General features: G+C 39.7%; 12 protein-coding genes. 3 read left to right on the top strand and 9 right to left on the bottom strand.

Features of this window, described 5'->3' with window-relative positions; genetic code table 11:
• Positions 1-2: 2 nt before the first annotated feature.
• Genes AC1DNH_RS18360 through spt form a run of 5 tightly spaced genes read right to left on the bottom strand, consistent with a single transcriptional unit; the run spans position 3 to position 5,111 of the window.
• Positions 3-458, bottom strand: a complete 456-nt coding sequence (locus AC1DNH_RS18360) for a phosphatidylglycerophosphatase A family protein (protein WP_477578495.1) — start codon at positions 456-458, stop codon at positions 3-5.
• Positions 458-1,783, bottom strand: a complete 1,326-nt coding sequence (locus AC1DNH_RS18355; protein WP_477578493.1) for an inositol-3-phosphate synthase — start codon at positions 1,781-1,783, stop codon at positions 458-460. The genes AC1DNH_RS18360 and AC1DNH_RS18355 overlap by 1 nt, the downstream gene beginning before the upstream one ends.
• Positions 1,784-1,801: 18 nt before the next feature.
• Positions 1,802-2,791, bottom strand: a complete 990-nt coding sequence (locus AC1DNH_RS18350) for an NAD-dependent epimerase/dehydratase family protein (RefSeq protein ID WP_477610459.1) — start codon at positions 2,789-2,791, stop codon at positions 1,802-1,804.
• Complete coding sequence (locus AC1DNH_RS18345) at positions 2,788-3,909, bottom strand: hypothetical protein (protein WP_477578491.1); 1,122 nt, start codon at positions 3,907-3,909, stop codon at positions 2,788-2,790. Before AC1DNH_RS18345 ends, AC1DNH_RS18350 begins: the two co-directional genes overlap by 4 nt.
• Positions 3,906-5,111: a serine palmitoyltransferase gene (gene spt / locus AC1DNH_RS18340; protein ID WP_477578490.1), complete on the bottom strand. Its 1,206-nt coding sequence runs from the start codon at positions 5,109-5,111 to the stop codon at positions 3,906-3,908. Before spt ends, AC1DNH_RS18345 begins: the two co-directional genes overlap by 4 nt.
• Positions 5,112-5,651: 540 nt before the next feature.
• Between spt and AC1DNH_RS18335 the strand changes: the two genes are divergently transcribed.
• Positions 5,652-6,548 (top strand): AraC family transcriptional regulator, encoded by an 897-nt coding sequence (locus AC1DNH_RS18335; RefSeq protein ID WP_477578488.1) that lies wholly within the window; start codon positions 5,652-5,654, stop codon positions 6,546-6,548.
• Between the two features lie 424 nt (positions 6,549-6,972).
• On the opposite strand, the gene AC1DNH_RS18330 is transcribed toward AC1DNH_RS18335, so the two are convergent.
• The 4 genes from AC1DNH_RS18330 to AC1DNH_RS18315 form a co-directional block, all read right to left on the bottom strand.
• Entirely contained in the window at positions 6,973-8,052 is a 1,080-nt protein-coding gene (locus AC1DNH_RS18330; protein ID WP_477609967.1) for a phytase, read from the bottom strand.
• Between the two features lies 1 nt (position 8,053).
• Complete coding sequence (locus AC1DNH_RS18325) at positions 8,054-9,313, bottom strand: right-handed parallel beta-helix repeat-containing protein (RefSeq protein ID WP_477578485.1); 1,260 nt, start codon at positions 9,311-9,313, stop codon at positions 8,054-8,056.
• Between the two features lie 22 nt (positions 9,314-9,335).
• On the bottom strand, positions 9,336-12,113 hold the full coding sequence (locus AC1DNH_RS18320) for a TonB-dependent receptor (protein WP_477625562.1): 2,778 nt from the start codon (positions 12,111-12,113) through the stop codon (positions 9,336-9,338).
• Positions 12,114-12,376: 263 nt separating this feature from the next.
• The gene (locus AC1DNH_RS18315) at positions 12,377-13,981 is read right to left on the bottom strand and encodes a tetratricopeptide repeat protein (RefSeq protein WP_477625561.1); all 1,605 of its coding nucleotides are present in this window, start codon (positions 13,979-13,981) and stop codon (positions 12,377-12,379) included.
• Between the two features lie 171 nt (positions 13,982-14,152).
• On the opposite strand from AC1DNH_RS18315, the gene AC1DNH_RS18310 reads away from it, so the two are divergent.
• Together AC1DNH_RS18310 and AC1DNH_RS18305 are read left to right on the top strand one after the other, a co-directional pair.
• Positions 14,153-14,548 (top strand): GNAT family N-acetyltransferase, encoded by a 396-nt coding sequence (locus AC1DNH_RS18310; RefSeq protein WP_477585043.1) that lies wholly within the window; start codon positions 14,153-14,155, stop codon positions 14,546-14,548.
• A 9-nt stretch (positions 14,549-14,557) separates the two neighbouring features.
• Positions 14,558-15,109 (top strand): dihydrofolate reductase family protein, encoded by a 552-nt coding sequence (locus AC1DNH_RS18305; protein ID WP_477585044.1) that lies wholly within the window; start codon positions 14,558-14,560, stop codon positions 15,107-15,109.
• The last annotated feature ends 141 nt before the right edge of the window (positions 15,110-15,250 follow it).

Genomic DNA, 15,250 nt, shown 5'->3' with positions numbered 1-15,250 from the left:
GGTTAAAACAGTTCTAAAGCAACAACCAGTTGCAGTATAACATTTGCATAAATCCCGGCCAGCACATCATCGGCCATTACCCCCCAACCACCTGGCAATTCTTCGAGTTTTCGGATGTAAAGCGGCTTGAGGATATCGAAAAATCTAAAAAGAACAAGTCCTATTAGTGTGTATTCCCATTTCAGAGGCACAAACAATAGGGTGATGCACATTCCTGCCACTTCATCAATCACCACCCTACCGTGGTCTTTTCCCCAAATCTCTTCCACCCGATCGGCACTCATCACCCCCAACATCACGATGAGCATAGTGAAAAGTATCGGCCATAAATAAGGGTTGGTATAAGGGCTCTGGAAAAGATGCCAGCAGATGCAGGTTGCTATAGCAGCATAAGTACCTGCGCCCTTGCCGATATACCCGATTCCCAGAGCCGTTGAAAGAAATTTGTGGATAAACACTATACTGTTTCTATCAGTTCTTCTTCATAATCCTGACCTAAATGGGTGATCAATTCTTCGCCCATGATGTAACGTAAGGTGTTCTGAAGTTTCATCAACTGTTTAAAAATATCGTTTTCTGCAGGTACACCTGGAATCGTTTGTGGCGATTTCAGGTAGAATGATAACCATTCCTGAATGCCCGATAGGTTTGCACGTTTAGCCAAATCGATAAACAAAGCAAGATCTAATACAATCGGTGCAGCTAAAATCGAATCGCGGCAAAGGAAATTGATCTTGATCTGCATTTTATAACCTAACCAACCAAAAATATCGATGTTATCCCAGCTTTCTTTGTTATCACCGTGAGGCGGATAATAGTTGATCCTGATTTTGTGGTACATATCGCCATACAAATCAGGGTTAACCTCTGGTTTAAAGATATCTTCCAGTACACCAAGTTTAGATACTTCTTTTGTTTTAAAATTATCAGGATCGTCTAACACCAAACCATCGCGGTTACCTAAAATATTATCAGAAAACCAACCGTTTACACCTAACGAACGTGCCGCCAAACCAGGCGCCAGAATGGTTTTCATTAAAGTTTGACCGGTTTTAAAATCTTTACCAGCAATTGGGGTATCGGTTTCTTTAGCCAGTTCGATTAAGGCAGGAATATCAACCGTTAAGTTTGGTGCTCCATTAGCGAAAGGAATTCCTAATTTTAATGCAGCATAAGCATAGATCATACTTGGCGCAATACGCAAATCGTTATCTCTTAAACCTTGCTCAAACGCAGCAAGCGATTCGTGAACTTCTGATGGTTCAAAATAAATTTCAGTAGAACCACACCAAACCAATACAATACGGTCGCAATTGTTTTCTTCTTTGAAGTTTTTAATATCTTCCATTACGGCTAATGCCAGTTCGTAACGGTTATCGAGATCTTTTACATATTTACCATCAAGGTTTTTTACATAATTTCTGTCGAAAGCAGCACGCATCGGTTTAATGGCCTGTAATTCCTCGCGTACGTCGCGCAAAAGGTTAGCGTCTAATACGCGGGCATTCATTGCCGCTTCGTAAACATTATCTTCATAAACATCCCAGCCACCGAAAACCAAGTCTTCAAGACCAGCCAGAGGCACAAAATCTTTAATTTTTGGTTCTCTTTTTTCTGTTCTTTTGCCCAAACGGATGGTACCCATCTGTGTTAACGAACCGATCGGTTTTGATATCCCTTTTTTAATTGCAGCAACTCCGGCAATCATGGTTGTTGCTACAGCGCCTAATCCTGGCATTAATATTCCCAGCTTGCCTTCAGCTGCTTTTACTTGTTGTTTCATTCTATTTTATTTAAAATCTTATAACCAATTGTTTTTACGGTACCAGTTTATGGTTTCATTAAGCCCTTGTTCGAGTCCGAATTGGGGCACAAAACCAAAGTCGTTCTGAATATTTTTAATGTCGCAGCCCCAATTGAGCGCGGTGAGTTCTTTTATCTTATCTACATTTAAAGCAGGAATCTTATTAAACACGCCATACAACCGTTCCATCGACCAGGCAAGGCCCTTAATCATTTGCACAGGTACATTCACGGTCAACGTTTTTTTGTTTAAGGCCTTGCGCACATGGCTAGCTAGTGCAGAACGGCTATAAACTGCCCCATCAGAAATGTTATAACTTTTGCCAACCACATCAGATGAAAGTGCTTTTATAATAATATTGGCCAGATCGGTGGCGTACACAAAGCTCAGTTCCTGTTCCTGTCTTCCGATATACAGCTCCAGTCCTGCTTTAATGGTTTTAATCAATATGAAAATGTCTTTCTCCCTCGGCCCATATACTGCGGTAGGCCTGAAGGTAATTAAGGGCAGATTGGGGATCAGCGATAAATATGTCTCTGCAAGTGCTTTGCTGATCCCATAATTGGTTACCGGATTTGATGCCCCCATATCTGTCAGTTTTTCATTTTTCCGATTTAAAGGCCCCAGTGCGGCCAAACTGCTGATAAATACGAATTTCTTTATGCTATGTGCCGATTTTGAAGCCGCCAAAGCCAGGTTCCGGGTATAAATGGCGTTTACCTGATTGTAATCATCGAGTTTTTTTGCCTTGGTTACCGCAGCTGCATGCACGATGTAGTCATATCTTTTTTCCTCTATATTTTCCTTCAACAGGTATATGGAAGAAAGATCAAGGTCAACATAGTTGATCGGAAAATCTTTAAGATGTGTTGCAGTGGCCGATTGACGTACATTTGCATACACTTCGAGATCATTCGCCAAAGCAGATTTAATCAGGTGATACCCTACAAATCCTGTCGCGCCTGTAATCAACACCCGCTTTTTCATATCGCTTTCTCCAAAATCCTGTACTTACGATATAGTTTACCACCAATATCTTCAATAGGTTTATTGATCAGATCGTTATGATCTAAAGTCCAGCTGGCCTCTGCATATTTCATGTTTTTAGCCTTAAAATGTTTGATGATACGGCCATAAAGGCAAGCTTCAATCCCCATTTTACGGTAACCATCTACTACGCCAAGCAACAAAATACGGATGCCATCAATTTTCTTTTTATTGGCCAAAAGTTTGATTAAACCTGTAGGGAACAACCTACCTCGTTTAATTTTGATCAGGATCTGATTGATATCAGGAATGGCCAATGCAAAACCCACAATCTTGCCATGCTGTTCTGCCAGGATACAAAACTCTGGGTCGAGGATCAGTTTTAAATCGTTTGCGGTATAGTCGAATTCTTTATCCGTCATCGGTACAAAACCAAGGTTTTTATCCCATGCTTTATTGTATACTTCCCTCACGGCGTTACACTCCTCCTTGAATTTCTTCATGTTGATTTTACGCAGCACAATGTCGTTACGGAGCAGCCGTTCTTCTATCCTATCCAGCAGTTTAACCGATCTTTCGCTATAATTGCCCGCAGTGTAGCGGTATGCCCTTAAATCGACATTTTTCCGAAAGCCGGTTTGCTCTAAAAGCGACAGATAATATGGCGCATTATATGGCATCATGGCCACAGGTGGCCCATCGAAACCTTCAATCAGTAATCCGCATACTTCGTTGGTTGAAAAATTTACCGGACCTAAAACTTTTGTCAGCCCTCTTTCCGATAACCAATCCTGTGCTGCATTTAAAAGCTGCAAGGCAACTTCCGCATCATTTATACAATCGAAAAAACCGAAGAAACCATCATGTCCGCCGTAAACTTTATTGTGATTTGTATTGTTAATTGCCGCAATTCGCCCAACTACTTTACCTTCGTCGTACAGTAAAAAAAGCTGTATTTCAGAATGTTCGTAAAAAGGATGTTTGCCTGGGGTAAGCAAGTCGCGTTGGGCAATAAAAAGCTCAGGGACATAGTTTACATCGGCCGCATACAATTGGTGTGGAAAATCTACAAACGCCTTTAATGCTTTTTTACCAGAAACTTTTACCAGTTCTCTCATGATTGGCTTCCTACTAATTCTACATTAACAGCTTTAAAAGCAGCACTTAGTTTGCTTATGGCTGAATCAATTTGTTCGAAAGTATGCGTGGCCATTAAAGAAAACCTGATCAATGATGAATCGGAAGGCACCGCTGGTGAAACGACCGGGTTTACAAATACCCCATTTTGCTGAAGGATATTCGTAATCATAAAGGTTTTGGTATTATCGCGGATGTAAATGGGAATAATCGGACTATTGCTGTGCCCGATATCGAAACCGGCCTCGAGCAAAAGTTTCTTCGCATATTCTGTATTGGCCCAGAGTTTATCAATACGCTCAGGCTCTGATTCGATAATATCCAATGCAGCAATTACACTTGCTACAGCAGAAGGCGGCATACTTGCGCTGAACATCAGTGAACGGGCACGGTGCTTGATATATTCGATGGTTTCGGCATTGCCCGCAATAAAACCACCTAATGAGGCCAGCGATTTGCTAAAAGTGCCCATAATCAGGTCTACATCCTCCGTAAGATTAAAATGTGATGCCGTTCCCGATCCATTAAAGCCGATTACTCCTAAACTGTGCGCATCATCCATCATAATATTGGCACCAAATTCATTGGCAATATTTACCATTTCTGGAAGATTAACTAAATCGCCTTCCATACTGAAAATGCCATCAGAAACAATCAGTTTAGCGGCATCTTCAGGTAATCTGCTCAGTTTTCGGCGCAGGTCCTGCATATCGTTATGCGCATACTTGATGGTGCGCGAGAAGGACAAACGGCTTCCATCAATAATCGAGGCATGGTCGTACTCATCCAATAACAGATAATCGTTACGATCTAATAAACAGGATATTACCCCTAGGTTGACCTGAAAACCAGTACTAAAAAGCACTGCCGCTTCTTTGCCCACATATTCTGCGAGGCGATTTTCCAATTCGAGATGAATATCGAGCGAGCCGTTCAGAAAACGCGATCCTGCACAGCCAGTCCCATATTTATCGATAGCTGCTTTTGCGGCTTCTTTTATTTTAGGATGATTGGTTAACCCTAAATAGGAATTGGAACCAAACATGAGTACCTTTTTCCCATTTATAACCACCTCGGTATCCTGGCCCGATTCTATCGACCTGAAATAAGGATATAATCCCTTTTCTTTTATCACCGCCGCATCCTTAAAAGAGGCAATTCTATCTTGTAATTTTTTACGCATGCTGAACACTTATATTCTTCAGTTTTTAAAACCCTGTTCTGAAAATTTGGCCTGTACCTGAATGCTACTTGTAGAGATTAAAATCAACTAGGTAGATTAAGGCCGCATTAACCAAACGATTTGATAACACAATTTTAACGCGGAATTGAAGCCAAAAAAAGGTTCAAATGTGGGATATATTGGTCAAAAAGTTGGATCGACGAAATGTGACATTCAGATGAATTGACCAATTGACATTCTGACTTTTATTATAAAATAGTAAAACGATAAAAAACATACAAAACAGCACAACAAATAACATAATTTACTGTTTTTAAGTCAATTAAAATTTGATATTTATTAATCAAAAGATTGAAAATTAATCAGAAATTAGTCATTTTAAAAAATTGTTATTGCAAAATTGATCTCGAACATTACATTTGCCAGTACAAAATCCGACAGATAAAGGGCGAAAAACTATCCATAAAAGGGTGGCTAAAATTGTAGTGCAAAAGATGATCGAATCTGTTAAGAAATTATTAAAAAACGCTGAACGATTTTATGCAACAAGAGTTACTCAATAAAACTTTTTCAGAAAAAAACCATGAGGAAGCGCTTTCTTTAAATGATGGATTGATGGCAAAAATCCACCATAGTAGCGATCCACATTATTGCAGTTCGGAACCTTTTCGCGTATCGAGTTATGCTTTAATTCTGATCACAAAAGGAAAGATGAACCTCCGGATAAATTTTGTAGAGCATGTATTAAATCAAAGAGATATTCTACTCATTTTTCCACATGCCGTTTATGAGATTAAGAACAACAGTGATGTTTCTTTCATCAGCATCCATTTTAATAAAAATTATTTAAAAACCAAGGGGATATTCTTTAATAGCGGAGAAGCTTACAGAATGTTCCAGAACGATCCTACTCATAAATTTTCATTATCAAAAGAAGAATACACATTCATTTACTATGACATGCTTGCGCTGCACAAAAAACTGAATGTACCTAAAGACACCCCGCAGATTAAAAATATTGTGCACAATAGCTTCCTAGAGCTTTTGTACGACATCTTTTTGCTAAAGAATAAACGGAAAGATCCGATACCTTTTGCTCATGATAGCAAGACAGAACTTACCAATCGGTTTTTATCGCTGGTATCGGAAAACTTTAAGAAGGAAAAACGTGTAATTTATTATGCCAACTGTTTACGCATCACGCCAAGGCATTTATCACAGGTTGTTAAACAAGTAACCGACAGAACAGCGGGGGAAGTTATTGATGAAATGGTGATCAGGGAGGCGAAACTACTGTTAACCAGCCATGTTATGAACATCTCGGAGGTGGCTATGGAACTGCGCTTTAGCAACTCCTCTTTTTTTGGAAAGTATTTCAAAAAACAGACGGGCATTACCCCGTCTGAGTATAAATTATCGAATAATATTGCGGTATAGATCAATCTCATCAGACTGCTAATTACCTTCGGTGAGCTCGCTTAAAGCTCGGTTTACTTCGTAGCTTTCCGTTTCACTACAGGTCAGGGTGACGACCGCAACTGGAGACATCTCGTAGGCGTTGTCAGTCTGAGCCTGTCGAAGACCTTTGCTGGCAGCAGCTCCACTAGTCGAAAACAAAAAACATTTACCCTTCGACAGGCTCAGGATGATAATACTTTTTTGGTTTTTCGTTAACTTAACTACATTAGTTGCCCACCTGCAACGGGCAGGGGTTTGTTATACCCATAATAGTAGTACTACTTATGCCTCCTAAACCTGATCAAAGCGGGATGCCAATTTCCTTCAAATTGGCAGAAGCGGGAGCAGGACTGAACCGCCCTAAATGCTCCTGCAATTGCTTTCCAAAAAACAAATGTTAATGTTATGGATTTACACTAGTCAATTTTTTACCTGCTATATCTTCCCATCTATAAAAATGAAAGGTTTTATCATCGCTCATAGCCACCAACAAGCCGTGTTTAAAATCAGCGTTTAAAGGAACTGAAACCACATCAATACCATCCGTTTGATTGGCTGAATATTTAATGGTGGTTAACAGTGGGTGTGGATGAGCAGTATTGGATTTAGCCACCCGATCGTACACTTTTAACTGCTTAGCGCCCTGATCGGATACAATGATATATCCCTTATTCCCTGAAGTTTTATAAATGGCAATCCCCTCATTGTCGACAGCAAAATCGCCCTGCCCAAACAGTGCCAGTTCTTTATTCCCTTTGGCCGGGTCGGCATAATACTTGCGTACACCGACCTGCTCATCGCAATAATAAACATACCCCAATTCGTTATCAACAGCAATGGCTTCTATTTCTTTTTTACCACTATACTGACCGAATTTCCGAACCAAATCTGCTTTAACATTGCCTTTTCCGTCATCGGTTAACAGGTATTGCCAAAGATAACCTCCGTTTTTAGGCCCCGTTTTACGACCAACAATTGCATAAATTTTTCCACTTGGATCGGTATACATCGAAATCCCCATCAAATCGCGGTACTCTGCGCCTGTTTCGCCAACAAAAACAGGAATTCCGCCATTATCGATTGCTTTCATATCAGGAAGGGAAAATATCCTTAGTTTATGCGTGTAACGTTCTGTGGTTACGGCAATATCTGTTTTTTTTCCAGTCAACAATAAACCATAGGCAATATCAACGTTGTTTGGGCGCTTTAAGCCTTTTACGGTTTTCGACTTGATGATTTTACCTTTCAGATCGAAAACATATAAGCCACCGCTGCTATCTTTATCGGTACCGATTACCAAAGACTGCGCCGGATCGTTCGGGTTTACCCAGATGGCAGGATCATCAGTATCAAAATCGACAGGATCGGATACGTATAAAGGTTTTACTGCTGTAGTATTTTCGTTTTGCGTACCTCCATTACAAGAAATGGTCAGGCTTAAAATCGCAAAAGCGGCAAGTTTTAATATATTATTATGCTTCATTTTATATTTTAGTTCCGTATGCACCAACAAATGTTGATGGTGAAGGTGAGCTATAGGTGATACCATTTTTCATTGTAATTCCGGTCTGGTGATGGCGGGTAAAGTTGGTGATGCCCTTACCCAAAGCTGGTGAGTTGCCTTGCAGGTGAAAATCCCATGCGGTATTAAAATCGGCATTGGTAACTGCAGTATTTAATGGATAATTCACAAATTTAGGGTCATTTGCTCCGGCAACATTACTAATTACATCGTTTTTACCGCCTACAATATCGCCAGTTGGCTGAAACTGGTTTACAGTGGCCTGATCGAAACCGTAATACCAGTTATTGCTGTAAGCAGAACGGTTATCTTCAGGCTTTTTCGGATCTCTTTTCACACCAAAACGGGTGTTGGCAAAAAGATTATTATACAGATCGGCACGCACTGTACTTTCCAGCCAGATTGATCCGCCTTTCGCTGTTGGTCTTCTCCAGCCTGTATTCACCATCGTATTGTTATAAGCAATAATATACGTTTGGGGCGTTTTATCGCCAGTATTAGATAATTTTAAGGCATTGGTATTGGTGCTATAAACCAAATTATAGGCTATATCAGCCAAACAGCCCGACTTAAAGTTCATGGCCTCTCCTCCTGTTACACCAGTGGTATAAAACACATTATTGGCAAAAATGATTCTTCCACCTTCAATATAAGTACAATCTTCCTGAAAATTTCTGATGGTGCTATTTTGAACCACCAATCTCCCTCTGGCATTGGCAAACCAAAGTGCTGGCAAACTTTCGCCCGCAACAGCCTTGTACAGTCCCATTTTTACCGAAGTAGAAGCATCGGATGTTTTAGCACCACCATATTCTAGAATTACGTGGTCAAGCACCAGTTCCTCGCATGTTGGACCAGCCAAAATGCCACCCCAAAGTTTACCAAACTTGGTTAACGGCGTTTTGTAAAAATCGTTTACTGTAAATTTAATAGGGTTCTCTGTGGTTCCTAAAGCATACAAATTGCCTTTTATAATAATTTCTGGTTTCGCAACTGTATCCATCAATACCGTTACCCCTTCTTCAATCGTAAGCGTTTTCCCTTCCGGGATTACGATATCGCCTTTAATTACCTGCGTACTGCCTTTAGCCCAAACCCCAGAAACCTCACCAATTGCCGAACCATCAACAGCGCTGGTATCTACATCTATATTGGCTTTCTCGCATCCTGCTAAGGCTAACACCACCAGGACCATCAATTTAAAAATCTGATTCGATTTCATGTCTTTATATCTTTAAATTCTATTAATTAAACTTATATCTGAAACCAACTAGGTAGTTTTGGCCATAATAATCACTTCTGATCAATGTATTCCCATTTTTAACGAGGTCTTCGTTGATGTTGTTATTCTCAGGATTTGTACCTTTTATAAATAATTTTGTCGGTGTATTTAAGATGTTATTGGCTTTTACAAAAACACTGATCCCGCCTTTGAAACGTTTCTCGGCTGAAGCATCCATCTGTACGAATCCTTCCTGCCACAAATCGTTATTTAAAAATTGAGAAACCGTGTTAATGCGTGGCCCTGTATAAGCACCTGCAACCTGAACATCCCAGCCTTTTTTAGTGTCTTTAAACAATAACGATAAATTGGCAATATGCGCTGACTGACCGTAAAGCGGGCGTTCCTGGTTAACATTGGCCGGCTCCGTATCTCCGGTAGTACTATTGATAACCCTGGTGGTTTTAAGGGTATTAATGCGCGAATGGGTATAGGTATAATTGGCTTTCAGGCCTATTTTGCTGAAATATTTGATGTAATCTATCTCTGCACCATAATTATTGGCCGTGCCAAAGTTTCCTGGGGTATAATAAGTATCCTGTCCGCGAACGGCATCAGCCAGAAAAGTATATTCAATTGGGTTTTTGATCCGCTTATAAAAAGCACCAACCAACAGTTGTTCTGAAGCACCGGGGAAAAGTTCGTAGCGTAAATCGAAGTTATCGGCCAAAGCGCGTTGCAGGTTCACATTACCACGTTCTATAAAATCTTCGTTCTTTACTCTTCCCGGTACAATTTCATAAAACCCAGGGCGGTTAAGGGCTTTGTAATAAGACGCATGCAACTGGGCTTTTGGACTTAAGAAGTATTTTGCGGTTAAACTGGGCAGCAGATCAGTATAAATCTGATTTCCTTTTGGAAAAGCCTCGCCTGCAGGAAAAAGCAGGTTATAACCCTGATTGGTATGCTCTACCCTTAGCCCTCCTATCACTTCTAATTTGGCCGAATTATATTTAAACATTCCATATCCAGCTGCTATTTTTTCACTTGCATCGTAGGTTAATGCGTTAGCTACTGCTCCAGTAGAATTACTCACCACGAGGTTTAAATCGGTATAACTCTGAAAATTCACACCGTAAAGATCAAATGCATTGGCTGCGCTTGGGGCAAGATTGTAGTTATTAAAGAAACTGCTTCTTTGTTTATCGCGGTATAAACCTCCGGTCATAATATCCAGTTTATGCTCGCCAGCCAAAACCTGGTAAGTCAGATCCAGGTAGCCAGCTAAGTCCTCATCAGTATTACGTTCCCATCTACGGGTAACCGGATTAGTATTGACCAAACTGGTACGTTTGCTTTGAAAATTCTGCTGTATTCCGTTTAAACTGATGCTGGTATTTTCGGGTACATCGTTTTTGGCCGAAGAATAAACCGCCGACCATTGTACTTTAAATTTATCATCAAAGAATTTATGATCGCCATGAAGCGTAGTATTATAAATCTGTTGCTCGGTTAAGCGGCTACGGGTATCATAAACCAATTCTGCATTCCCAGCTGTTGGATTATAAACCCCATTATAGGTGGTGGTTACAGCATCTCTAACCTGCTGGTTTTTTAGGTTAACATATACATTGTATAAACTGATCTGGTGGTCTTTGTTAAAAACATAATCAATTTTTCCATGTAAACCTGTTCGCTGTTGCTGTTCAGAATACTCACGGTAACTTTTGCTGGTAATTTTGGCATAAGGATCGACGCCTACAACAGAATTATTGTAAAAAGTACTGTTGCTACCGCGGTAAGTATTCTGATAACTTCCTGCCAGCACCACCCCTAATTTATTATCCAAAAAGCGTTTACTTAAGGATAAGCTTCCGATTAAATTAGGTGCAGGATTTTTATATTTATAATCGAGTGTGCCTTTGCTAAAATCATTCTGTGTAGCATTATAGTTTTTCCCGTTTATTTCGTAGGGCGATTTATAATTAATACCTGAAGCATTGTAACTGGTAAACTTACGGTCGAAAAACAATTGGCTATAACCTGTAGAAACATTGGCATTTAGCTGCAATAAGCCCGGAGCATTTTTCATCACCATATTAATGGCACCGCCAATGGCATCGCCCTCTAAATTTGGGGTAAGCGTTTTGTACACCTCTAAACGGTCGAGCAAGTCAGAAGGAAAAAGGTCAAGCGGAACATAACGGTATTTATTATCCGGACTTGGGATTTTCACGCCATTTACCAAAGTATAATTGTAGCGTTTATCCATTCCTCTTAAAATGGCATATTGTCCATCGCCATTGCTATTGCGCTCTATAGATACACCAGAAATACGCTGCATCACATTGGCTACCGTTAAATCCGGTGAAATCTCTATCGACCTTCCTGATACGATATTCATCAGCTGTGGGGCATTTTTTTCCAGGCGCCTTGCACCCTGATCAGTAGAACTAACTGCATTCGACTTGATGGTAATATCATCAAGGCTTTTCGAATCGCTCTCCATGTAGAACTTTAAGTGATCGTTATCCTCTTTCAGTATCACTAAGGTTTTTTCGATGGTTTTGTAAGTAATGTAGCTTACGCTAATTTTGGCAGCACCTGCTTTTACATCCTTAAACTCGAAAGTACCATCTAATCCGGTATTGGTTGTTCGCCTTGGGTTTTCTAAAACCACTGTTGCACCTACAATAGCCTCTCCAGTTTGCTTATCGTAAACGTGGCCTTTCAGTTTTGTGGCATTTGCGGTGCCCGCACAAAAAAGAAGTAAAAACAGAATTTGTAATCGTTTATTCATTGTGTTTGGTCATGTCTTTTTATTATCGACGGGGGCAAAGGTGTATACACCATTTTACACAAAGAAATTATTGAGGTTACATAAAGGCAACAGCGTTACAACAAGCATATATCAAAAGGCAACATAAACATACAACACTATGATTATCAATAAATTAAACAATCATAAAAACGCCGTTATGCTTTCATTACCGTTACATTAACAAATTGTTAAGCCTCTAAAAACCAAAAAAACAAGTAATAATAATACAGCTGATGTAACGGTTATAATGCCTGAATAAATGCTGATAAATTATCGCCTTGTGCCAGATTCAGCTTTTTCCTTAGCCTATATCTCGATACCCTTAAGCTATCAGTAGATATCCCAAGCAAGGTTGCAATATCGCCCGAATCGAGGTTCATTTTTAACAGTGCAATCAAGCGCATATCGGCTGAGGTAAGCTCACTACTATATTTTTTTAGGCTTTCGAGAAACTGATGGTGCACCTGTTCGAAAGCCACCGTAAATTCTTTCCAGTTGCGCTCGTGATTAAAGCTCAGATTAATCTCCGTGAGGATCTGGTTCATCTGCTTTTTCTGATCGCGTTTATCCTCTTTTACCATTGCTTGTAAGGTACCCCTAAGATTTTCAAGGAATTGGTTGTGTTTAATCAGATTTAAGGTATGGGTAGACAGTTCTCTACTTTTAACCTCCAGCAACTGTTTAAGATTTTGCTCTTCGAGCTGAAGATTTTTGAGCGCCAGACTGGTCATATCATGCTCTATTGCTTTCTGCCGCGCCAGCATCTGTTGATCTCTTAATTTTAACCTTTGTCTGCTAAAAATAACAAATCCCAAAACAACCAATAATATGACTACAATTGTGGCAGAAAAAGCAATGATCCTGTTCACCTTCCGATCGTTTTTCAGTTTATTTATCTCATCCGATTTTTTATTGATATCGTAAAGCACCTGCAAAAAAGCTACCTGCCGGGCACCGTCTTCCGAATACAGATCGATCGTGTATTTATAGCCAAGTTTTACATAGTGGTAGGCGCTGTCCATGTTGTTCAACAGTTCGAATGCCTTGCCCAAATCTCTGCAGCAGGAGCTTAACTGATAGATATTACCCATCTTTTCGGCCAGTTTCAACGCTGTTTCGGTTAGCACAATACTTTCCTTGTACCGGCCTGTTTTACGGAGGATATCGCCCAAATTATTAATGACCTCGATACTCCCGAGGTCATTATGATCTTCCTGATATAAATTTAGAGACTGTTTAAAATGCACATAAGCAGAATCGTAACGCTCCAGATCTTCATATATACTGCCCAGGTTTTCGTGTATTTTTGCCGCCCCACTTTTATCATTAACCTGCCCGTTTATTTTTAAAGCGAGCTTTTGATAGTAAAATGCACTGTCGTAAAGTTGCCTTTTTTCGTATAACTGCCCAATATTGCCCAAAACGGTTGCCTGTCCGGTTAAGTTATTCGATCTTTTATAGATACCGATGGCTTTGTTATAGCTATGCATAGCCTTGTCTTTCTGCTTCATATAATAGTAGAGCACGCCCGCATCGTTAAGGTTGGCTGCCAATAAAAGCGATTGATTGGCATTGTTGAATATTTTATCGGCTTTTAAAAAGAACTCTAACGATTGACTGAAATGCCCTTGTGTATAACAAATCTTACCCATCTGCTGCAAACATTTGCCTTCTAAAAGCTCATCATTGTCATCGATAGATTTGGCGTATATTTTTTTTAATTGAGCCAGGGCTGCAGTCGGATCTTTTTGATTCAGGGCAATAATCGATTCGAATTTTTCTTCCTGGGCAATCGCGTTCGAAATAAAAAGCAGAAAAAGTACAAGAACACTAAAGGGTTTGGTCATGTTAAAAGCATCTATATCAGGCAATGCTGAACAAAGTAAGAGCGTATATGTTAAGTTAAGGTTAAGTTGAAAAATTAACTGATAGTGATGAATCCCAAATCTAAATTCAAAACCTATTTTATATTAGTCCATTAAGTGATATTTTGTAATTTAGTAGTAAAACCTATTGATATGAATATTACCTATGAGATAGGTGTTATCCCTACACCAGAAGAAGTAATTGAACTATTTGTCCAGGCCGGACTTAAAAGGCCAACTGAACCAGAAAGAATAGCATTGATGTTAAAAAATGCAGACTTATTGGTTACGGCCTGGCAGGAAGATAAACTTGTTGGTATTTCCAGAACCATTACCGATTGGGTCTGGTGCGCTTACCTCGCAGATCTAGCAGTATTTACAGATTTAAAAAGTTCGGGAATAGGCAAAGAAATGATTGCTATTACACGTCAAAAACTCGGAGATCAATGTATGCTTCTTCTCTTATCAGTACCTACTGCTTTTGATTATTACCCTAAAGTGGGTTTTAACAAAGAAGATCGCGCTTTTAGTATCGAACGGATAAAATAATTTCGAAATATGAAAAAAATTATTCTAAACCTTGCCGTTACGCTTGATGGCTACATTGAAGGACCTAATGGAGAAATTGATTGGTGTATTATGGATGGCGATGCCAATTTTAACGATTTTTTAGATGGCATAGATTCTATTTTTTATGGACGAATCAGCTATGATCTCTGGGGAAATTACCAGCCTGGAGAAGAAGAGGATGAATTGATGAAATCGATCTCCGAAAACATTAACAGCAAGAAAAAATATATTTTTTCGCAAACCAAAATCAGCGATGATACAGGTGCTGTTTTTATCCAAACGGATATTGTAGAAAGAGTAAACGAAATTAAAAATCTTCCCGGAAAAGATATCTGGCTGTACGGTGGTGCAAAATTAATATCGACTTTTTTAAATGCCGGCATGGTTGATGAGTTTCAGCTAGCTGTACATCCGGTAATATTGGGTGAAGGAAAATTACTGTTCAGCGAAATTACCAATCGGGTTTGGTTAACATTAAAAGAAACAAAAAGCGCTCCATCAGGTGTTGTGCAGCTGATATACAGCGTTAACGATAAATGAGCAATGGTAGTTTAGAGTTGAGCGTTTGGCGTTTAGAGTCAATTAACCGATTTCAACAATTAACCGAGTGAACCAGTTTGGAGTTGGGCGTTTGGCGTTTGGAGTCGATTAACCATTTATACAAAAAACCAATTAAGATTG

This window comes from Pedobacter sp. 01N310, assembly GCF_056399805.1.
The sequence above is the reverse complement of the archived record's forward strand: the minus strand, read 5'-3'. Positions and strand labels throughout refer to the sequence as shown.